18 protein-coding genes are annotated in these 19,543 nt (G+C 70.4%); 8 read left to right on the forward strand and 10 right to left on the reverse strand.

Annotated elements, in window-relative coordinates:
* The first annotated feature begins 465 nt into the window (after positions 1–465).
* Together DFR69_RS35590 and DFR69_RS22345 are read left to right on the forward strand one after the other, a co-directional pair.
* Positions 466–2,673, forward strand: a complete 2,208-nt coding sequence (locus DFR69_RS35590; RefSeq protein ID WP_110039554.1) for an Hsp70 family protein — start codon at positions 466–468, stop codon at positions 2,671–2,673.
* 1,020 nt (positions 2,674–3,693) lie between these two features.
* Entirely contained in the window at positions 3,694–4,494 is an 801-nt protein-coding gene (locus tag DFR69_RS22345; protein ID WP_110039556.1) for an HAD family hydrolase, read from the forward strand.
* A gap of 4 nt (positions 4,495–4,498) precedes the next feature.
* On the opposite strand, the gene DFR69_RS22350 is transcribed toward DFR69_RS22345, so the two are convergent.
* Complete coding sequence (locus tag DFR69_RS22350; RefSeq protein ID WP_110039557.1) at positions 4,499–4,918, reverse strand: VOC family protein; 420 nt, start codon at positions 4,916–4,918, stop codon at positions 4,499–4,501.
* A 92-nt stretch (positions 4,919–5,010) separates the two neighbouring features.
* Between DFR69_RS22350 and DFR69_RS22355 the strand changes: the two genes are divergently transcribed.
* Positions 5,011–5,949: a helix-turn-helix transcriptional regulator gene (locus DFR69_RS22355; RefSeq protein WP_110039558.1), complete on the forward strand. Its 939-nt coding sequence runs from the start codon at positions 5,011–5,013 to the stop codon at positions 5,947–5,949.
* Positions 5,950–6,017: 68 nt separating this feature from the next.
* On the opposite strand, the gene DFR69_RS22360 is transcribed toward DFR69_RS22355, so the two are convergent.
* Positions 6,018–6,710, reverse strand: a complete 693-nt coding sequence (locus DFR69_RS22360) for an SGNH/GDSL hydrolase family protein (RefSeq protein WP_110039559.1) — start codon at positions 6,708–6,710, stop codon at positions 6,018–6,020.
* A gap of 10 nt (positions 6,711–6,720) precedes the next feature.
* On the reverse strand, positions 6,721–8,130 hold the full coding sequence (locus DFR69_RS22365; RefSeq protein ID WP_110039560.1) for an MFS transporter: 1,410 nt from the start codon (positions 8,128–8,130) through the stop codon (positions 6,721–6,723).
* Between the two features lie 101 nt (positions 8,131–8,231).
* Here DFR69_RS22365 and DFR69_RS22370 point away from each other — a divergent pair, with 101 nt between their 5' ends.
* A complete protein-coding gene (locus tag DFR69_RS22370) occupies positions 8,232–8,846 on the forward strand; it encodes a TetR/AcrR family transcriptional regulator (RefSeq protein WP_110039629.1) in 615 nt (204 codons plus the stop codon).
* Between the two features lie 84 nt (positions 8,847–8,930).
* Here DFR69_RS22370 and DFR69_RS22375 read toward each other — a convergent pair whose 3' ends face one another.
* The 7 genes from DFR69_RS22375 to DFR69_RS22405 form a co-directional block, all read right to left on the reverse strand.
* Positions 8,931–9,851, reverse strand: a complete 921-nt coding sequence (locus tag DFR69_RS22375; RefSeq protein WP_110039561.1) for a hypothetical protein — start codon at positions 9,849–9,851, stop codon at positions 8,931–8,933.
* A 372-nt stretch (positions 9,852–10,223) separates the two neighbouring features.
* Entirely contained in the window at positions 10,224–10,454 is a 231-nt protein-coding gene (locus DFR69_RS35360; RefSeq protein WP_244198396.1) for a VOC family protein, read from the reverse strand.
* A 31-nt stretch (positions 10,455–10,485) separates the two neighbouring features.
* Positions 10,486–11,397, reverse strand: coding sequence for a sirohydrochlorin chelatase (locus DFR69_RS22385; RefSeq protein ID WP_110039562.1), 912 nt, complete (start codon positions 11,395–11,397; stop codon positions 10,486–10,488).
* The gene (locus DFR69_RS22390) at positions 11,397–12,692 is read right to left on the reverse strand and encodes a sulfate adenylyltransferase subunit 1 (RefSeq protein WP_110039563.1); all 1,296 of its coding nucleotides are present in this window, start codon (positions 12,690–12,692) and stop codon (positions 11,397–11,399) included. Before DFR69_RS22390 ends, DFR69_RS22385 begins: the two co-directional genes overlap by 1 nt.
* Positions 12,692–13,654, reverse strand: a complete 963-nt coding sequence (gene cysD, locus DFR69_RS22395; RefSeq protein ID WP_425271604.1) for a sulfate adenylyltransferase subunit CysD — start codon at positions 13,652–13,654, stop codon at positions 12,692–12,694. Before cysD ends, DFR69_RS22390 begins: the two co-directional genes overlap by 1 nt.
* Entirely contained in the window at positions 13,648–14,367 is a 720-nt protein-coding gene (locus DFR69_RS22400) for a phosphoadenylyl-sulfate reductase (protein WP_110039631.1), read from the reverse strand. The genes cysD and DFR69_RS22400 overlap by 7 nt, the downstream gene beginning before the upstream one ends.
* A gap of 20 nt (positions 14,368–14,387) precedes the next feature.
* Positions 14,388–16,196 (reverse strand): nitrite/sulfite reductase, encoded by a 1,809-nt coding sequence (locus DFR69_RS22405; protein ID WP_244198398.1) that lies wholly within the window; start codon positions 16,194–16,196, stop codon positions 14,388–14,390.
* A gap of 434 nt (positions 16,197–16,630) precedes the next feature.
* On the opposite strand from DFR69_RS22405, the gene DFR69_RS22410 reads away from it, so the two are divergent.
* The 4 genes from DFR69_RS22410 to DFR69_RS22425 all read left to right on the forward strand — a co-directional run bounded on the left by DFR69_RS22410 (position 16,631) and on the right by DFR69_RS22425 (position 19,480).
* A complete protein-coding gene (locus DFR69_RS22410) occupies positions 16,631–17,059 on the forward strand; it encodes an SgcJ/EcaC family oxidoreductase (protein ID WP_110039564.1) in 429 nt (142 codons plus the stop codon).
* A gap of 168 nt (positions 17,060–17,227) precedes the next feature.
* The gene (gene hemW / locus DFR69_RS22415; RefSeq protein WP_208644032.1) at positions 17,228–18,448 is read left to right on the forward strand and encodes a radical SAM family heme chaperone HemW; all 1,221 of its coding nucleotides are present in this window, start codon (positions 17,228–17,230) and stop codon (positions 18,446–18,448) included.
* A gap of 63 nt (positions 18,449–18,511) precedes the next feature.
* Positions 18,512–19,045 carry a DinB family protein gene (locus DFR69_RS22420; protein WP_110039566.1) on the forward strand — a complete coding sequence of 178 codons (534 nt, stop codon included), beginning with the start codon at positions 18,512–18,514 and terminating at the stop codon, positions 19,043–19,045.
* A gap of 210 nt (positions 19,046–19,255) precedes the next feature.
* The gene (locus tag DFR69_RS22425; protein WP_110039567.1) at positions 19,256–19,480 is read left to right on the forward strand and encodes a hypothetical protein; all 225 of its coding nucleotides are present in this window, start codon (positions 19,256–19,258) and stop codon (positions 19,478–19,480) included.
* The last annotated feature ends 63 nt before the right edge of the window (positions 19,481–19,543 follow it).

Consider the following 19,543-nt stretch of genomic DNA (forward strand, 5'->3'; position numbering starts at 1 on the left):
CGCGCACCCCTCGGTCGACACGGCACGGACGAGTTCGCCCTCCGCTATTGACGTGTCATTGGGTTTGGCGTCTACTTCATTATGCGGTGTATTGAAATGTCGATTTTCGAATTCATCCGAGTAGTAATTGAATCAGTTACCAGTCGGTAAGTGCGCCAAAAGCGGGCGATAACAAACCGTAGGAATGTAATCGTTGGGGGCTTATTGCGATTACTCCCGGGTAGCTGCTTCTCGGAGTCTGCAGGTCACCGACATGCCGTTCAGGGGACTGGACGCATGACCGCAAGTGCATCTACCTGCGAAGATCCTCTCGCAAGGGCCAAAGGTCCTGTGTCTCGTATCAATCAGGCAGCAATTCGGCTTTGTGCCGGTTAATCTATGCGGGCTGTTTGGAAGACGACCGCGGCCACATGGTGCGCTCGCGTGCTGGACGTGGTCACGGTGCGTTGACGGGATAGCAATTACATGACCAGAGGTCTGGGCTTAAGCATCGGTACGGTCAATGCGATCACGGCGGTCGCCGCCGAAGATCCGGCCAAGCCGACGGTGCGCACACGGCGTACCGCACTCACCTTCGACGACGCGGGCCGCCCCCGCATCGGAGCGATCAACGAATTCGCTTCGGCCGTCACCGATTTCGCGGATCTGAGCCGCGAGCCGGAGCCGATGGTGATCGGCGGCCGGTTCTACTCGGCGACCAATCTGATCGCCGCCGTCGCCACCGGGCTCATCGAGCTGGCCGAGCCGGCGCCCGGTGTCGTATTGACTTATCCGGCAGTGTATTCCGACAAGCAGGTCGCGCTCCTCGGGCAGGCGCTGCATCTGGCGGGCGCCGGACAGGTGCTGCTCGCGCCGGAGCCGGTCGCCGCCGCCGAGTGGCTCGACGCCGACCAGGGCCCGCTCGCGCCGGGCTTCGTGCTCGTCTACGACCTGGGCGCGAACAGTCTCGATCTCACCGTGCTGCGGGTCGGCCCGGACTGGCCGCACCATCCGATGATCGGAACTCCCGTGCGCTGCACCGACTTCGGTGGCAAGCCGCTCGGCGAGATGGTCGCCCGCTACGCCGGGTCCCCGCGCTCCGGCCGCGCGACGCAGACGCTCACCTCGATGGTGAACATCGACGCGCTGCGCGCCGAACACATCCGCGACACCTTCCCGCTGGTCAGCAAGACCGTGGCGGCGGCGGGGCTGCGGCTGGCCGATCTGTCGCGAATCCTGGTCGTCGGCGGGGCTTCTCGCCCGCCGGAGGTGGCGCAGACTCTCGCCGAACTCGGCGTTCCGCTCGTCACCGTCGCCGATCCCGGTCAGGTGGTCGCCGCGGGCGCCGCGGCGCTGGCGGCCCGCACCTTCGCCCCCGTGCAGCAGCACGGCCCGTCCGCGCCGCACGTGGCCGTGTTCTCCAGCGCCGCAGTCGTTTCCGCGCTGGCCATGTCGGCGATGACGGTGTTCGGCAGTCCCTTCGATCCGGGCCTGACCCCCGCGCTCGAACGCTTCCCCGTGCTCGGCGCGCCCGCCGACGCGCTGCTCTACGACATGAGCGCCGACTTCGTCGCGGCCCAGACCTCGGGGCTGGTCGGCGATGTCGACCCGCACACCGCGCGCGTGCGCGTCGCGAGCGCGGCCGCCGCGGCGCAGACGGCGTACGAGATGATCGTGGCGCCGAACAAGCCTGCGGGCAAGAAGTTCGGCAACGGTGAACGCGGCGGCGGTGGACACCAGGACGTCCGCAACGATTGCAAGTCGCCCGTCCTCGCCCGCACCACCTACGGCGACCCGGCCAGCTTCATCAACCCGCTGCCCTTCGCCAAGTCGACGCAGCCCCAGAACGTTCCGACCAACCCGGGTTCGCCCGATCTGCCCGACCTCGACCCCATCACCGGCCCCGGTCCCACAGACCCCTCGGTGCCAGGAACTTCGCCCGGGACCTCGATTCCGGGAACGACACCGGGTTCCTCGCTGCCCGGAACCTCGACATCGCCGGGAACCTCACTTCCCGGCGTCGACACGTCGCCGAGCAGTGGCAGCACGACGGGCGGAACCAACACGGGCACAACCACTCCCGGCACATCCACCGGCGGCACCGGGGCAACGGACGGCGGGTGGGGTGGCGCGACCGGCGGTACCGGTACCGCCCCCGGCGGTACCACCGGCGGCACGACCTCGCCCGGCGGCACCACAGGTGGCACGACCTCGCCCGGCGGGACCGGTGACAGCGGCGCATCGGCCGGCGGTACCGACGGCGGCTCATCCTCGGGCGGGACATCGGGCGGCGGGACCTCCAGCGGCGGAACGTCCGGCGGCGGAACCGGCGGGGGCGGCGCGTCCGGCGGTGGCGGGACCGGCGGGAGCGGTGCGTCCGGCGGGGGCGACTCCGGCGGCGCGTCCGGCGGTACCTCGGGTGGCGGCGCGTCCGGCGGCGGAACCGGCGCGTCCGGCGGTGGCGACTCGGGTGGCGCGTCGAGTGGCGGTGCGTCGAGCGGCGGTGCGTCCGGCGGCACTTCGAGCGGAGGCGCTTCGTCCGGCGGGACATCGAGCGGCGGAACGTCCGGCGGTGGCACCTCGAGCGGCGGCACCTCCGGTGGTGCGTCCGGTGGCGGCGACTCCGGCGGTTCCTCGGGCGGCGCGTCCGGCGGTGGCGGTGGTGGCGGTGGCGGTGGCGGCTCGCGCCGCTGACCGGGGTCGCCAGGCATTCGGGTGACGCGGTCCTCGGTGCTGCGGCTTCCGGTCGCGGCGTGTCCGGCGGCTCCTCGGGGGCGGTGGCAGTGGCGGTTCTCGTCGCTGATCAGGCCGCCTGGCATCAGGGTGACGCGCTCCTCAGTGGTGCAGCTTCCGGTGGAGGCGTGTCCGGCGGCTCCTCGGTGGCGCGTCCGGCGGGGTGGTGGCGGTGTGGTTCTCGTCGCTGTTCAGGGCCGCTAGGCATCGGGCCGGCATGCTGCCAGGCGGTGTGGCTTCCATTCACGGCGACTCCGGCGACTCCGGCGGCTCTCCCGGTTCCCCGGAGGCGCGTCAGTCGGGGTGCGGTGGTGGCGGTCCTTGACGCTGACCGGGGCCTGCCGAGCCTCGGGGTGACGTGCCCTGCGTTGGTGTGGCTTCCGGTGGCGGCGCCTCCGGCAGGTCCTGGTGGCGCGTTCGGCAGGGTGGCGGTGGTGGGTTCTCGTCGCTGATCAGCGCCGCTAGGCATCGGGGTGGCATGCTGCCAGGCGGTGTGGCTTCCCTTCGCGGTGACTCCGGCGGCTTTCCGGGCGGCGCGTCAGGCGGGGTGGCGGTGCCGGTTCTCGTTGCTGATCGGGGCGGTCAGGTCTCGGGTGGCGTGCTTTGCGGTGGTGTGGCTTCCGGTGGTTGTGACTCCGACGGTTCTTGGGGTGGCGCGTCCGGCTGGGGTGGTGGTGGTTCTTGCCGCTGATCCGGACCGCGAGGTGTTGGGGTGACGTGTTCCTGGTGTGTGGCCTTGTGACGACGCCGGATGATCGGGTGTGGGCGCGTCCGTGGTCGGCGGCCCGGCGGCGAGTGCTGAGCGTGCGTCGACTCCGTGTCCGTTGAGCTCGGCGTCGCGGTGAGGCGCGGCGCAGTGACGTGCCTCCGGCGAAACGTCTTTGGTCACCCCGCTTTTCGGGACGCCGGGGTGAGGTAGCCGCGCTGTTCTCGGTCGCGAAATCGCGGGTGGGTGTCGGTGGGGCCGGGCACAATGGGGTGATGGGTGTACGTGGGGGAGCGCCGGAACTCATCGCGCTCGATGTCGATGGGACGCTGCTCGTCGACGGGTTCGAGGTGAGCGCACGGGTTTCGGCGGCGGTCGCGGCCGCGGTGTCGGCGGGGGCGCACGTGGTGGTCACCACCGGGCGCACCGTGGTGACGACGCGACCGGTGCTGAAGGGCCTGGGGCTCACCGAGGGGCACGCGCTGTGTTCCAACGGCGCCGTGCACGTCGACGTGGCGCGCGGCGAGCCGATCGCCGTGCAGTCGTTCGATCCGGCGCCCGCCGTCCTGGCGCTGCGGACGTTGTTCCCCGACATGGTCTTCGCGGCCGAACGGGTCGGGGAGGGCACCTGGGCGACGGGGCACGGGCCGGGTGAGTTCCCGATCGGCGACTTCCGCCTCGTCGATCATCACTTGCTGAGCAGCGCGCCGACGCCGAGGCTCAACGGATGGTGGCCCAGCGGCACGGCCGAGGAGATGGTGCGCCTGCTCGGTGCGCTCGAGGTCCCCGACGCGTCCTGGGTGCACGGCGAATTCGGGCCGTGGGTCACTGTGTCGCGGCGTGGTGTGTCGAAAGGCTGGGCCCTCGAACGACTCCGGCAGTCCCTGGACGTGGATCCGGCGGCGACTCTCGCGATCGGTGACGGCTTCAACGATCGCGAGATGTTCAGCTGGGCCGCGCATTCGGTCGCCATGGCCAACGCGCCCGAGCCGGTGCGAATCCTGGCCGACGAGGTCACCGGCGACGTGCTCGAGGACGGCGTCGCCACCGTCCTCGAGCGCTGGTTCCCCGCCTGATCCGCTAGGCCGAGGCCAGGCCGGCCGCCTCGGTCACGGCGACGAAGTGCGGATTGGCCATGATCCCGAGGACATTGCCGAACGGATCGAGCACCGCGGCGGTCGCGAAGCCCGCGCCGTCGCCCCGCTCGGTGATCGGCTCGTATTCGGTGGCGCCGAGTTCCAGCAGCCGGGCGTAGGTGGCGGCGAGGTCGTCGACCTGCCAGAACACCACTCCGCCGCCGCCCGGCGCGTTGCGCGCGCCCGCCGGGGCGTAGGCGCGGTTGATGATGCCCAGTTCGGCCTGCAGCGGACCGACCCGGAACTCGTAGTAGCCGCCCGGCACCTCGTAATACGGGGCGAGGCCCAGGAATTCGGTGTACCAGTCCTTGGCGGCGGTGAGGTCGTCGGCGTAGTAGGTGGTGGTGGCCATTCCGCGCAGCATGTCGGCTCCTTTGGTCGTCGTCGGTGTCGAGAACGACTCTGCCAGGCAAAGTGCTCACCGAATGAGCACTTTGTTCGGCAGAATCATCGAGTATGCGAGCGGACAGATTGGTGGCCACCCTGCTGTTGATGCAGGCGCGCGGCCGGGTGACGGCCGCGGAGGTCGCCGCCGAACTGGAGGTGTCGGTGGCGACGGCCCGGCGCGACCTCGAGGCCTTGTCGGCGGCGGGCATCCCCGTCTATCCGCAGGCAGGGCGCGGCGGCGGGTGGTCACTGATCGGCGGTGCCCGCACCGATCTGTCCGGACTGACGGCGGGGGAGACCCGCGCGCTGTTCCTGCTGGCGGGCCCGGCCGCGCAGGCCGCGCCCGAACTGAAGTCCGCGCTGCGCAAACTGGTGCGGGCGCTGCCGCAGACCTTCCGGGAGGACGCCGCCGCCGCGGCCGACGCGATCGTCGTCGACCCCGCCCGCTGGGGTCGCCCGGATCCGCGGCCTCCCTCGGCGCTGCCCCTGTTGCAGCAGGCGGTGGTGGATCGCCGCCGGGTGCGCGTCGAGTACCTGCGGGCGGGCGAGCGCACCGTGCGTGAACTGAGCCCGTGGGGCCTGGTGGAGAAGGAGACGGTCTGGTATCTGATCGCGGGCACCGACCGTGGCCGCCGGACCTTTCGCCTCGACCGGATCGGCGAGGTCGCCGTGCTCGACGAAACATTCGACCGGCCCGCCGATTTCGATCTGCAGGCCGAGTGGGCGCGGATCGTGTCCAGGATGGAGGAGCGCCGCGCCGCCGTCGCCGCGACGGTGCTCGTCTCGGCGTCGCTGGCCCCGATCCTGGCCGATCAGCAGGGCCGCAACTGCACCCTGCTCGGCCCCGCGGACGACGGACGGGTCCGTGCTGAGATCACGGCGGACACCGCCAAGATGGTCGCCAGGCAACTCGCGGGCTGGGGTGCCGACGTGGAGGTCGTCGGCCCTGCGGAGGTTCGGGCGGAACTCGCCACTCTCGGCGCCGAACTGATTCGCGGGAACAGCTGATCCGATCCCTGGCTCCGGCCGCGCGAGGCAGCCGGAGCCAGGCACTCGGCGGTCTGAGGGCGGACTCGTCAGGCGCGGTGGAGCCGTCCCGCGAGTGCCCGGACGACCTCGGTCGCCACGACGGCGTGGCCACTGGTCGTGAAATGGATGAGATCCGCACTCATCAGGCTCGCTCGCGTGCGCACCGGATGCTCCCAGAATTCCGTCAGGACGGCGTCGTATTCGTCGGCGACCGAGCGGATCAGCTCGTTCATCGTGGCCATGCGCGATCGCATCGCGCGCATCGGCGCCATCCGGTCGACGGCCCAGACATCGGCCACCGTGAACGTCGACACCGTGGCGCCCGCCTCGGTCAGCGCGGCGAAGATCGCGGACAGGTTCTCCCGCAGGGCACCGGGATCACCGCCCGCCTCGAACAGATCGTTGCCGCCGCAGCTGACATGCACGAGATCCGGGGCGAATTCCAGGATCTGGGGCAACTGCCGCTCACGCACCTGGCCGCTGGTCGCGCCGACGCGCCCGGTGTTGAGATAGGCCAGTGCGGGATTCACGGCCGACAGGGTCGCCGCGACGCGGTCGGCCCAGCCCGTGGCGGCGTAGCCCGGGCTCGGGTCGCCCGTGCCCGCGGCGATCGAATCGCCGAGCACCGCGAAGCGCCGCCACGGTGCCTCGCGCAGCAGGGCGGCCGCCGCGTCCGGCGCGAGCAGCAGCGGATCGTCGGCCTCGGTGAACCGGTCGGGCAGCGAAGTGGTGGAAGACATCTCGAAACTCCTAGTCGTCGAGGGAGACGGGGGTGCGGGCCGGGACGGCGAGCAGCACGGCGACAACGACGCCGAGTGCGGCGCAGACGGCGAACAGCGTGTGGAAGGCGCGCACGGTCTCGGGAATCGCGGTGAACACGGCGGCCAGCACAGCGACGCCGAGCGCGCCACCCACCTGCCGGGCGGTCAGGTTCATCCCGATGCCCGCCGCGAACTGCTGTGGCGGAACAGCACTCGCGGCCGCCGTGCCCAGCACGGTGACGACCACGCCGATGCCGCCGCCACCGAGCAGTCCGGCCGGTACCCACGCCGACCACAGCGCCGGATCGGGGCCGAACGCGTCGGTGCTCATCCAGGCCAGCGCGACGGTGTACATCATTGCGCCGACAACGCCGGCCGCGCGCTGTCCGCCCGGGGTGGTGATCCGGCCGGTGAGCACGGCGGTGATCATCGAGGCCACCGCGCCGACGGTCAGCGCTGCGGCCGATGCGAGGACCGAGTAGCCCCAGAGCGCGTCCAGGAACATCGGCCCGGCGAGCAGCCAGGCGAACATCGTGGCGCCGAACAGGAACGAGCCCGCGTTGGCGAGTGCGAATCGCCGGTCCCGCCACAGGGATACGGCCACGGCAGGGTCCGGATGCCGTCGGGAGCGAACCAGCGCGAACACCACCAGCGCGGTGCCGCCGAGCAGCGCCACGAGGGTGCCGGGGGCGGTCCAGCCCCAGCTCTGTCCCTCGGTGACCGCGGCGACCACGGCGCCGAGACCGAGCGCGACAGCGAGGATGCCCACCGGATCGGGCAGCGCGGAGTCCCGGTCGGGGTGCTGGGCCGGCAGCCGCAGCCCCGGCACGATCAGGATCAGCGCGATCGGCACGTTGACGAGAAAGACCGACCGCCAGCCGAGACTCTCGACGAGCGCGCCGCCGATCGCGGGCCCGACCACCGCGGCGAACCCACCCGCGGCCGACCACGCGCCGATCGCCGCGCCGATCTTCGCCCGCGGCGTGACGGCCAGGACCAGGCCGAGCGCGGCGGGCACCATGAACGCGGCGGTCGCGCCCTGGAGGACGCGCCCGGCGATGAGCCAGTCCGCGCCGGGCGCGAGTCCGCACAGCAGGGAGGTGATGGCGAAGCCGGCCAGCGCGAGGACGAACAGCCTGCGCCGCCCGAGCACGTCGGCGAGCCTGCCCGCCGGGGTGAGCAGCGCCGCGAAGGCGATGGCGTAGCCGCTGACGATCCAGGTCAAAGTGCTGGTCGCGGTGCCGGGGTAGGTCTCGGCGATGGTGGGGAAGGCGATGTTGACCACCGAGAGATCGAGGAAGGCGATGAACGCGGCACCGACCGCCACGGCCAGGGTGCGGCCCGCGACGCCGGGCGAGGTGATCGCCGGATCGTCGGGCCGCGCGGAAACGTCGGTCATGGGAGTTCCTTCACGGGGAGAAATAAGAACGTACGATCGTTCGTGAATTAAAGTACGACCGATCGTTCACCTAGGCAAGAGGGAGTGGAAGAATGACCTCCATGACCCGGACCGAGCCCGTTGATCAACGACTCGCCAAAGGGGCGAGGGCCAGGGCGACCATCGCCCGCCGCGCCGCCGAGCTGGCCTCCGTCGAAGGGCTCGACGGACTCAGCATCGGCATGCTCGCCACCGACCTCGGCCTCAGCAAGAGCGGTATCGCCACACTCTTCGGCACCAAGGAGGCGCTCCAGCTCGCCGCCGTGCACAACGCCCGCGAGGTCTTCATCGAGCGGGTGATCGCGCCCAGTCTGCGCGAACCGCGCGGCATCGGCCGGGTGCGGACCCTGCTCGACCGCTGGTTCGCGCACATCGAGGACCCGCCGTTCCCCGGCGGCTGTTTCCGCGTCGCCACGCTCACCGAGTTCAGCAGCAAGCAAGGGCCGGTGCGCGACGCCGTGGTCGCCGATCACGACGAGTGGCTCGCGTTGCTGACCCGGGAGATCGGCAAGGCGCAGGAACTCGGTGAGCTCCCCGGTGTCGACGCCGACGTGCTGGTCTTCGAGCTCGACGCGATCGTCAGCGCCGCCAATATCGCTCAGCAGATCGGTGATACGGCGCGCGTCGAGGCGGCGCGGAAGATCGCCGCCCGCCTGCTCTCGGGGAGCGACGTCTGAATCTTCCCGTGTGAGGAGTGGATCGTTGCGGAAAACGGCGCCGCCACCCTGTGTGGGTGGCGGCGCCGTGGTGGGGGATCGGGTTCAGTGGTGGTGCGTGTTCTCCGGTGCGGTGGTGACGCCTGCCGTCACAGTGAAGGCGGCGGTGCGGACCACGTCACCGTGCTTGAAGTCCAGGAACAGGCGGTAGGTGCCGGGGCCGGGAACCGCTGTGTGGAAGGTGATCTCGGGTCCGGCCGGGGTGATGCCGTCGCCCGGTTCGCCGTTGGGGTGGACGTGCACGTAGGCGAGGTCGCCCGCCCGCAGGATCACCAGGTGGCCGAAGGCGGCCAGGTACGGCTGCAGATCCGTCACCGGCGCACCGTCTTTGCGCACCGTCAGCGTGAGCAGATCGCCCTCGGCGCGCAGTTCGCCGCCGACGGTCACCTCGTAGTCGTCGACCTCCACGAGCCGCCCGACCGCCGGAACGGGCCGCGGTGCGTACTGACCCGCGATCGCGAGATCGGCGCCGAGGGTGATCGTCCGGCCGAGCGCGCGCGGCGCGATGTCGGTGAACACCCGGTAGGCGCCTGCCTCGGGCAGGTCGAGCCGGATCACCCAGGTGCCGTCGGCCTCGCGCACGGGATGGACATGCCAGAACCCGGTCAGCTCCCGCCGCGCGACGATCAGATGTAGCTCGCGATCGTGGATCGGATCGAACTCGGTGACCGGCTTGCCGTCGGGCCCGAGAATCCGGAACCGGAAGTCGATCCCGCCCGGCTCGGCGATCGTGGTGTCGAGGTCGAGGGTGTAGCCGTCCTGCGTGATCAGCAGCCCGCCCGGTGCGCCGGCGCCGTGTCCGGCGTGGGCATCACCGTGTGCGCCGTGTCCGGCGTGGGCGTTGCCGTGATCGGTGGCGACCGCGGTGTGACCGGCGTGGTGCTGGTGGGCCGCGTGGTCGCCGTGGTGGGCGGCGTGCGCGGGCTCGGCGGTGGTGTGGTGGCCGGCGTGGGCGTTGGTGGTCATCGGTTCGCCTCTCGATTCGCTGTGCTTCTGACACGAAGATATACCCCTAGGGGGTATGCCGTAAAGGTAAGTTCCTGTGAACCGAGTCACTGGCGACTCCGCGCGCGAAGCCGCGACAGTCGGGTCGAGCGGTTTCGGGAGAGTGAATCGATCGCGAGGGCGAGATCGCCCGGGGTCGCTAGGCCCCGCTGGGCTGCAGCGGTCCCGGGCGGGGGCGATGGGCTCGGATGTCCGCCAGGCGCGTCCGTCGGGATCGCGGGCGGCCATAGTCCATTGCGCGGGCAGGGTTTCGATCTCGTTCACCGGCCACTCCGCGCGCAGGATGCGATCGCGCAATGCCGACAGCTCTGCGTGCGTGCGCACCCGCAGGCCTCAGCCGGCCGGGCCCAGCGGGTCGGGCTCGAGCGACGGTGTGGTCGCGGTCTCGACGAACATCAGGTGGTCGTCGCCGCCGACATCGATGACCGCTATCCGGGGCTCGGTGGGCGTGGCGGCGCGGTGAAAGGAAAGGCTCCCGCCGAGCAGGTCCGTGTAGAACGCGACCAGGCGGTCGAGGTCTGGCGTACCCAGCGTCAGGTGATTGATTCCGAGGAGTTCGGGCATGGTCGACCCACAGTAGTGCGGCCGCCGGAACTCAGGCGGAGAGTTCGAGTTCGGCCGCGAACGCGCTGTCGTAGCGGGCCCAGACGACCTCGGTCAGCGCGGAGTGCGCTCCGATGACGTCGGCGTGGCGGAGATCCGGGGCCGCGGCGTGCAGCCGGTCGGTGAGCAAGCCGGGTGCGAGGAACCACGGGGCCACCACGATGCGGCGCGCGCCCCGCGCCCGCAGGCGCTCCACCGCGAGGGGGATGCCGGGTTCCACTGTGGCGTAACAGATCTCGGTCCGCACGCCGGTCGCCTCCGCCAAGCGGCCCGCCACCGCGGCAGTCCGCAGATTGGCGGCGGCGCTGCGAGAGCCCACCGCGGCCACCGCGATCCCCAGTGCGCCGGTGTCCCGCACGGGCGCACCGACCATGGAGACAGGCGATATGGTGCCCGGCACCGCTGCACCTGATGAAGCAGGCGCTGAGCTGCCCCCGCTTGCTGAAGTGGTTGCGTCCGTTGCGCTGCCGACTTCTGCCTGGCCTGCGACGGCCTCGACGACCCGGTCGTGGAGTGCCGCGATCAGACGTGGGTCGGCGCCGAGCACGTCGGCTTGGGTCAGCCGCAGCCGCGGATGCCGTTGCCGCGCCTGAGCCAGCAGGGCGGGCAGGTCCACGCGGGCGTGAAAGGCGCTGCCGAGCAGGAGCGGAACAACGATGGCGTCGGTGTGTCCCCGAGCGACCAGGTCGTCGACGACCTGATCGACCGACGGTGCGCTCAGGTCGAGAAAGGCCAGGCGGGCGGTGAGATCAGGCCGGGCGGCGGCGATCTCGGCGACGGCGGCCGCCATGGTGGCCGCCGATCGCGGGTCACGGCTGCCGTGGGCGACCGCGATCAGCGCGGGCCCGCCACCGCCGCGCGGCACCGGGGCGGCGCCGCGCGACGGGGCGAGCGTGCGCGACATCAGACCGCGCTACCGACCTCGACCGAGGTCAGCACGTCGCCCACCAGGCCGGCCGCCAGCGTGTTGCCGCCGGCGGGGTCGATCAGCAGGAACGAGCCGGTGTGCCGGTTCGTGCGGTAGTCGTCGGCCGGGATCGGCTCGGCCAGGCGCAGCGAGACGCGGCCGATGTCGTTGAGCTCCAGGGTTTCCGGGCTCGGCTCGGCCGTCAGGGTCTGCTCGTCGAACCGCTCCACGAGCGCGCCGACGATCGCCTGCGTGGTCTTGGCGCCGTGCTTGAGCAGCAGCCGCGCGCCGGGACGCAGCGACTTGTCGCCGAGCCAGCACACGGTCGCGTCGAAGGTGTCGATCGGCTCCGGGGCGTCGGCGACCGAGGCGATGATGTCACCGCGCGAGATGTCGACCTCGTCGGCCAGGATCAGCGTCACGCTGCGGCCCACCTGCGCGACGGCGAGTTCGCCGTCGGGGGTGTCGATGCGCTCGACGGTGGTGCGCTTGCCCGAGGGCAGCACCACGATCTCGTCACCGGGGGAGACCGAACCGGCCGCGATCTGACCCGCGTAGCCGCGGTAGTCGGGGTACTCGGTGGTGCGCGGACGGATCACGTACTGCACCGGGAAGCGCAGGCCGAGGGCATGCGTGCCGGTCGAATCCGCGTCCACCGGCACCGATTCCAGGTGCTCGATCAGCGAGGGGCCGTCGTAGTACGGGGTGTTCTCCGAGCGGCTGGCGATGTTGTCACCGTGCAGCGCCGAGACCGGGATCTCGAGAACGTCGTCGTCGGACCAGCCCAGCTTGGCGGTGAGCGCGTTGAACTCCGCGGAGATCGCGGCGAACACCTCGGCCGGGTTGTCCACCAGGTCGATCTTGTTCACGGCCAGCACCAGCTTCGGCACGCCGAGCAGCGCCAGCACCGCGGCATGACGACGGGTCTGCTCGATGACGCCCTTGCGCGCGTCGACCAGCAGGATCACCAGCTGCGCGGTGGACGCGCCGGACACCGTGTTGCGGGTGTACTGCACGTGCCCCGGGGTGTCGGCCAGCACGAACGAGCGCTTCGGCGTGGCGAAGTAGCGGTAGGCCACATCGATGGTGATGCCCTGCTCCCGCTCGGCGCGCAGGCCGTCGACCAGCAGCGACAGGTCGGGAGTCGACAGACCCTTGTCCACCGAGGCGCGGGTGACGGCGTCGATCTGATCGGCCAGCACGGACTTCGTGTCGTAGAGCAGCCGTCCGACCAGTGTGGACTTGCCGTCGTCGACAGAACCGGCGGTGGCCAGCCTCAGGAGGTCGGACATCAGAAATAACCCTCTCGCTTGCGGTCCTCCATGGCGGCTTCCGAAACACGGTCGTCGCCGCGGGTGGCACCGCGTTCGGTCAGTCGGGACGCGGCGACCTCGGCCAGGATGGCCTCGTTGTCGGCGGCGTCGGAGATGATGGCGCCGGTGGTGGAACCGTCGCCGACGGTGCGGTAGCGCACCGACCGGGTCTCGAGCACTTCGTTCTCGTTCGGGCCGCCCCACACGCCGGGGGTCATCCACATGCCGTCGCGCTGGTACACCGGTCGCTCGTGCGCGTAGTAGATCGAAGCCAGATCGATGTCCTCGCGGGCGATGTAGCGCCAGATGTCGAGTTCGGTCCAGTTGCTCAGCGGGAACACGCGCACGTGTTCACCCGGCGCGTGCTTGCCGTTGTAGAGGTTCCACAGTTCGGGCCGCTGGCGCTTCGGGTCCCACTGACCGAAGGCGTTGCGCAGCGAGAAGATCCGCTCCTTGGCGCGCGAACGCTCCTCGTCGCGGCGGCCGCCGCCGAAGACCGCGTCGAAGCGGTGCTCGGTGATGGCGTCGAGCAGCGGGACGGTCTGCAACGGGTTGCGGATGCCGTCGGGGCGCTCGGTGAGGCGGCCGTCGGCCAGGTACTCCTCGACCGAGGCCACGTGCAGGCGCAGCCCGTACTTCTCCACCACCTTGTCCCGGAACTCGAGCACCTCGTCGAGGTTGTGCCCGGTGTCGACGTGCAGCAGCGAGAACGGCAGCGGCGCGGGCCAGAAGGCCTTGAGTGCCAGGTGCAGCAGCACGGTGGAGTCCTTGCCGCCGGAGAACAGGATCACCGGCCGCTCGAACTCGCCGGCGACCTCACGGAAGATGTGGATCGCCTCGGACTCCAGCGCCGCGAGGGTGTCGAACTCGGTCAGGCCGAGATCGCGTTCGGTGGTGTCGGTATTCACAGGCTCACTCCCGGTGGTGGTGATGGTCATGATTGGTGCAATCCGCACTCGGTCTTGGCGAGGCCGGCCCAGCGGCCACTGCGCGGATCGGACCCCGGTTCGGGCTTGCGCGTGCAGGGTGCGCAGCCGATGGACGGGTAGCCCTCTTCCACCAGGGGATTGACGAGGATGCCGTTGGCCTCGATGTAGGCCTGCATCTCGTCGTCGGACCACGGTGCGATCGGATTGATCTTCACCAGGCCGAACGCTTCGTCGAAGGAGATCAGTGGGGCGTTGGCGCGCGTGGGCGCCTCCACCCGGCGGATGCCGGTGATCCAGGCGTTGTAGCCCGACAGCGACTTCTTCAGCGGGACCACCTTCCGCAGCCGGCAGCACTCGCCCGCGTCGCGCGCGAACAGGTCCTTGCCCAGCAGTTCGTCCTGCTCGGCGACGCTGTGCTCGGGGCGCACGTTCACCACGTTCACCCCGTACACGGCCTCGACCGCGTCGCGGGTGCCGATGGTCTCGGCGAAGTGGTAGCCGGTGTCGAGGAACAACACGTCGACGCCGGGGCGGGCCTGCGCGGCCAGGTGCACCAGCACGCCGTCCTGCATGTTCGAGGCGACGATGTAGTTGTTGCCGAAAGTCCGGTCGGTCCAGGCGATCAGATCAACGGCCGAGGCGTCGGGGCCCAGTTCGGCCGCGCCCTGCTCGGCGATGGCGCGCAGTTCGTCCTCGGACAGCTTGGCGGCGAGATTCGTTGTCACAGTTGAGATCTCCTCATCCACTAGCGGAGGTCGGCCTCGTCGGCGCGAACCGCCCACACCGCGAAACGTTCACCGTCTTCGCGGTTCTTGACGAAGTTGCGCACGACACGCTCGATGTAGTCGCCGAGCTCGACGCTGGTCACCTTGTGCTGACGCAGCTTGCGGCCGAACCCGCTGTCCAGGCCGAGGCTGCCACCCAGGTGAACCTGGAAACCCTCGACCTGATTCCCGTTGCCGTCGTCGACGAGCTGGCCCTTGAAGCCGATGTCGGCGATCTGGGACCGGCCGCACGAGTTCGGGCAGCCGTTGATGTTGATCGTGATCGGCACGTCGAGCTGCGCGTTGATGTCGGCCAGGCGCTGCTCGAGTTCGGGGGCGAGCACCTGCGAGCGCTTGCGGGTCTCGACGAACGACAGCTTGCAGAACTCGATACCGCTGCAGGCGAGCAGGTTTCGCCGCCAGATCGACGGACGCGCCTGCAGGCCGAGCGGTTCCAGCTCGTCGATCAGCGCGTCGACCTGGTCGTCGGCGATGTCGAGGACGATCAGCTTCTGGTACGGGGTGAACCGGATGCGGTCCGAGCCGTACTTCTCGGCGGCGTCGGCGACCTTGCTCAGGATCGTGCCCGACACGCGACCGGCGATGGGGGAGAAGCCGACGGCGTTGAGGCCGTTGCGCAGCTTCTGCACGCCCACGTGGTCGATCGGCTTGGCCGGCTGCTCGGGAGCAGGGCCGTCGATGAGCTTGCGCTTCAGGTACTCGTCCTCGAGCACCTGACGGAACTTCTCGATGCCCCAGTCCTTGACGAGGAACTTCAGGCGGGCCTTGGTGCGCAGGCGGCGATAGCCGTAATCGCGGAACAGCGATACGACGGCTTCCCACACATCCGGCACCTCGTCGAGCGGCACCCACGCGCCCACGCGCTTGGCCAGCATCGGGTTGGTCGACAGACCGCCACCGACCCAGAGGTCCAGGCCGGGACCGTGCTCGGGGTGGTTCACGCCGACGAAGGCGACGTCGTTGATCTCGTGCACCACGTCCTGCTGGCCCGAGATCGCGGTCTTGAACTTGCGGGGAAGGTTGGAGTACTCCTTCTTCCCGATGTAGCGCTTGACGATCTCGTCGATCGCGGGCGTGGGGTCGATGATCTCGTCGAGCGACTCACCGGCCAGCGGGGAACCGAGGATCACGCGCGGGCAGTCGCCGCACGCCTCGGTGGTGTGCAGACCGACCGACTCCAGCCTGCGCCAGATCTCGGGGACGTTCTCGACCTCGATCCAGTGGTACTGGACGTTCTCGCGGTCGGACAGGTCGGCGGTGTCGCGGCCGAACTCGGTGGAGATCTGGCCGATGGTGCGCAGTTGGGCAGCGTTGAGCGCGCCCGCGTCGCAGCGCACCCGCATCATGAAGTACTTGGCCTCGAGGAGGTCGATGTTGTCGTCGTCGGTCCAGGTGCCGTCGTAGCCCTCTTCGCGCTGGGTGTAGAGACCCCACCAGCGGAAGCGGCCGCGCAGATCGGCCTTGTCGATCGAGTCGAAGCCGCCCTTGGCGTAGATGTTCTCGATCCGCGCGCGCACGTTGAGCGGATTGTCGTCCTTCTTGGACTGCTCGTTCGGGTTCAGCGGCTCGCGGTAGCCGAGGGCCCACTGGCCCTCGGAACGCCGGCGGACCGGCTTGCCGGTGCGCTCGCGCGGCGCGACGGGCGCCTCGCTGCGCGGCCGGTCGGGCCGCACGCGGCGTTCGGCTGCCGGGCGCTTGGCTGCTGCGCGCTCGGGGCTGGCCTGCGGCGTCGACTGGTCGGTCGAAGCGGCGTCGGTGCTCGACGTCATGTGGGGTCGCTCCTGCGGGGTGGGTGGTACATCCGTGCTGAAGGCGCGAGGGGCTGGCTCGCGTCAGGTGGTCAGCGGGCCGATGAGAGTCGAAGGCACCGGGAGATACCCGGGCGGGGACGCCGCTGCGCTACCGGTGGAAACCGGGCCGACAACAGGCGCTGCAGACACGCTGGAAGTCGACGTGGCGGCGGGCCACGAGTCGTACTCCGGTTGCGTGCATGCGCCTATTGTGCCATGTCAGCCGGGTCGTTCCGACCCCAAGGAGATATTTCCCGCAGTTTTGAGGGAAATTCCCTGGACGGTTGTCCCGTTCTGTGACGGGGGTCATACCCGGCTGCGTGGAAGCGACCGGTGATACGTCTTCGGATCGCCGTGTGCGGTACGGCACAGCACGTTGACCTGGAGCGTCGTTGAGGTTGCACAGTGGGCGCATGAGCAACGACGTCACCGTGGCCGGCCGGACTCCCGCCGACCTCGACACCGAACTGGCGGCCCTTCGCGCCGTCGTCGACACCATCGCGCACGCGCAGGACAACGAACTGATCGACGCGTTCACCGGTGTCTTCCGGGAGGACGCGATCTGGACCACGGGCCACGGCAAGCGCCTGTTCGGCCGGGCCGCGATCGCCGAGTTCACCGCGCAGGTCCTGCCCGGCGCCACCACGCACGGCAAGGCGACCTACGAGATCGAGCACGTGCTGTTCCTGCGCCCCGATGTCGCCGCCGTCAAGATCCGTCAGCGCTACTTCACCCTCGACGGCGAACTCTCGGGTCAGGGCACGCCGATGTACGTGATGACCAAGGAGGACGGCGCCTGGGTGCTGACGGCCAATCAGAACACCCCGGTGGTCGCGGACTGATCCGTCCGGGCCGGTCGCCGGGTCACCGGCTCGACCCGGCGTCTGCGCGAGAGGTGGGGCGATGTCGCTGCGCGACGCCTGGACGCTGCGCCGACGCGGCCGTGACCGCGATCGCGTCGGGCCAGGGGCCGTGCGGGACGCGCCGTCGGGGCCGGGCAGACTGGGGAGGTGACTTCCAGCGCTGCCACCGGGGCTCCCGGCGTGATTCCCGCCGAGGCCGAGCGGCCGGTGCTGCGCGATTTCGGCGGCGGCGCGTTCGGGGTGTACGTGCACGTGCCGTTCTGCGCGACGCGGTGCGGGTACTGCGACTTCAACACCTACACGGCGGGGGAGCTGGGGACCTCGGCGTCGCCGCAGTCGTGGCTCGAGGCACTGCGCGGTGAGCTCGCGACGGCCGCGGCCGAGTTCGGCGCGCTGCCGAGCGCGACGCCCGAAGTGTCGACGATCTTCGTCGGCGGCGGGACGCCGTCGCTGCTCGGCGGGGACGGGCTGGCCGCGGTCCTCGACGCCGTGCGCGCGAACTTCACCCTCGCCGCGGGCGCCGAGGTGACCACCGAGTCGAATCCGGAGTCCACCTCTCCGGAGTTCTTCGCGCGCATCAGGGCCGCCGGATACACGCGGGTGTCGCTGGGCATGCAGTCCGCGGCGCAGCACGTGCTGAAGGTGCTCGATCGCACGCACACGCCGGGTCGCGCGGTGGCGGCGGCGAAGGAGGCCAGGGCGGCCGGGTTCGATCACGTCAACCTGGACCTGATCTACGGCACGCCGGGCGAGACCGACGCTGACCTCGACGCGAGCCTGGACGCGGTGCTGGCCGCGGGCGTCGATCACGTCTCCGCCTATTCGCTGATCGTCGAGGACGGAACGGCACTGGCGCGCAAGGTCCGTCGCGGTGAGCTGCCCGCGCCGGACGACGACGTGCTCGCCGCCCGCTACGAGCGTATCGACTCCCGCCTCGCCGAGGCGGGGCTGTCCTGGTACGAGGTCTCGAACTGGGCCGCGAACGACGCGGCGCGCTGCCGGCACAACCTCGGCTACTGGGACGGTGGCGACTGGCTCGGCGCCGGACCCGGCGCGCACAGTCACGTCGGCGGCGTCCGCTGGTGGAACGTCAAACATCCGGCCCGCTACGCCGACCGCGTCGCGCTGGGCGGCCTGCCCGCCGCGGGCTGGGAGGCTCTCACCGACGACGAGCGCTACACCGAGCACCTCATGCTCACCGTCCGCCTCCGCACCGGTCTGCCGATCGACACCCTCGCGCCGTCCGCGCGACCAGCCCTCGACCGCGTCGTCGCCGAGGGCCTCGCGGTGATCGCCGACGACCACCTGGTGCTCACCGATCGCGGCCGCCTGCTCGCCGACGGGATCGTCCGCGATCTGCTGACCTGAGCGCCGGTGCCGGAGCGCCGCGACCGGAAAATCGATTCCCCGACGAGGGGGCGGCGTGGCACGATGCGCGGCGTGCCGTCCTCCCGAACCGACCTGCTGCGTTGGCAATTCGACCTCGTCTGGTCGCTTTTCGAGTTCCATCTCGAGCGGCTCGAACCCGCCGACTTCCTGTGGGAGCCGGGCGAGCTGTGCTGGACGATGCGCCAGCACGGCGAGCAGGTCTGGGTCGCGGACTGGGCGGACACCGAACCCGATCCGATCCCGGTGCCGACGATCGGCTGGCTCACCTGGCACATCGGCTGGTGGTGGAGCGTGGCGATCGACCACGCGCGGCACCGGCCGCCCCGGGAACGGACCGAGATCGCCTGGCCCGGACCCGGCGCCCCCACCGTCGAGTGGTTGCGCGGGTTGCGCGCGGACTGGCTCGGTGTCCTCGACGGACTCGACGATGCCGCGCTCGACGCGGACTCGGCCTATCCATGGCCGGCCGATGCCGGGTTGACGGTCGCGCATCAGGTCTCCTGGGTCGATGCCGAACTGATGAAGAACGTGGCCGAGATCGGGCAACTGCGGATGCTGCGGGCCGCGCGCGGGTAGCCCGCGCGATATTGATTCGTGACCCGAATTTCCGGGCCGCCCTGCCGTTCGGGCGACCAGGAAGATCGCCCGGTCAGTGGAGTGATCCGGCGTGATGCACACCTCACCGCAGGCCGGTGACACCGGGGTGTCGAAGCGGGGCTTTCGCTGGGTTCGCGGCCGAAGATAACGATTGGGGGCGTAGGCTTCGGCTCGATCCTAGGGAGCTATATGTCCACCGAACGGCACATCACCCTCGTCCACGAGCAGAGCGAATTCGCGGAAGCGCGCTCTGCGGAGAAGGCGGAGAACGCGCGGCAGTGCGCGGTCGCCGCCCGCACGGTCGCGTCGCATTCCAACGACGCCGAAGACTGTGTATCGCTGCTGGCGATGCTCGGCCTGGATGCCCTCGCGGGCAAGCAGGTGGGCGCCGCGCAGTCGGCAGCTCGCGGCTAGCTCGGTTTCGGCCGCCCACCCTGGGCGGCCGACACCGCCGCCGCATCCCGCGGCCCGGCCCTC

Source organism: Nocardia neocaledoniensis, from assembly GCF_003182135.1.
Taxonomy (GTDB): domain Bacteria; phylum Actinomycetota; class Actinomycetes; order Mycobacteriales; family Mycobacteriaceae; genus Nocardia; species Nocardia neocaledoniensis.

Coding starts and splice junctions, on each gene's coding strand:
- DFR69_RS35590 (WP_110039554.1), top strand. CDS start 466: ATGACCAGAGGTCTGGGCTTAAGCATCGGTACGGTCAATGCGATCACG.
- DFR69_RS22345 (WP_110039556.1), top strand. CDS start 3,694: ATGGGTGTACGTGGGGGAGCGCCGGAACTCATCGCGCTCGATGTCGAT.
- DFR69_RS22350 (WP_110039557.1), bottom strand. CDS start 4,918: ATGCTGCGCGGAATGGCCACCACCACCTACTACGCCGACGACCTCACC.
- DFR69_RS22355 (WP_110039558.1), top strand. CDS start 5,011: ATGCGAGCGGACAGATTGGTGGCCACCCTGCTGTTGATGCAGGCGCGC.
- DFR69_RS22360 (WP_110039559.1), bottom strand. CDS start 6,710: ATGTCTTCCACCACTTCGCTGCCCGACCGGTTCACCGAGGCCGACGAT.
- DFR69_RS22365 (WP_110039560.1), bottom strand. CDS start 8,130: ATGACCGACGTTTCCGCGCGGCCCGACGATCCGGCGATCACCTCGCCC.
- DFR69_RS22370 (WP_110039629.1), top strand. CDS start 8,232: ATGACCCGGACCGAGCCCGTTGATCAACGACTCGCCAAAGGGGCGAGG.
- DFR69_RS22375 (WP_110039561.1), bottom strand. CDS start 9,851: ATGACCACCAACGCCCACGCCGGCCACCACACCACCGCCGAGCCCGCG.
- DFR69_RS35360 (WP_244198396.1), bottom strand. CDS start 10,454: ATGCCCGAACTCCTCGGAATCAATCACCTGACGCTGGGTACGCCAGAC.
- DFR69_RS22385 (WP_110039562.1), bottom strand. CDS start 11,397: ATGTCGCGCACGCTCGCCCCGTCGCGCGGCGCCGCCCCGGTGCCGCGC.
- DFR69_RS22390 (WP_110039563.1), bottom strand. CDS start 12,692: ATGTCCGACCTCCTGAGGCTGGCCACCGCCGGTTCTGTCGACGACGGC.
- DFR69_RS22405 (WP_244198398.1), bottom strand. CDS start 16,196: ATGACGTCGAGCACCGACGCCGCTTCGACCGACCAGTCGACGCCGCAG.
- DFR69_RS22410 (WP_110039564.1), top strand. CDS start 16,631: ATGAGCAACGACGTCACCGTGGCCGGCCGGACTCCCGCCGACCTCGAC.
- DFR69_RS22420 (WP_110039566.1), top strand. CDS start 18,512: ATGCGCGGCGTGCCGTCCTCCCGAACCGACCTGCTGCGTTGGCAATTC.
- DFR69_RS22425 (WP_110039567.1), top strand. CDS start 19,256: ATGTCCACCGAACGGCACATCACCCTCGTCCACGAGCAGAGCGAATTC.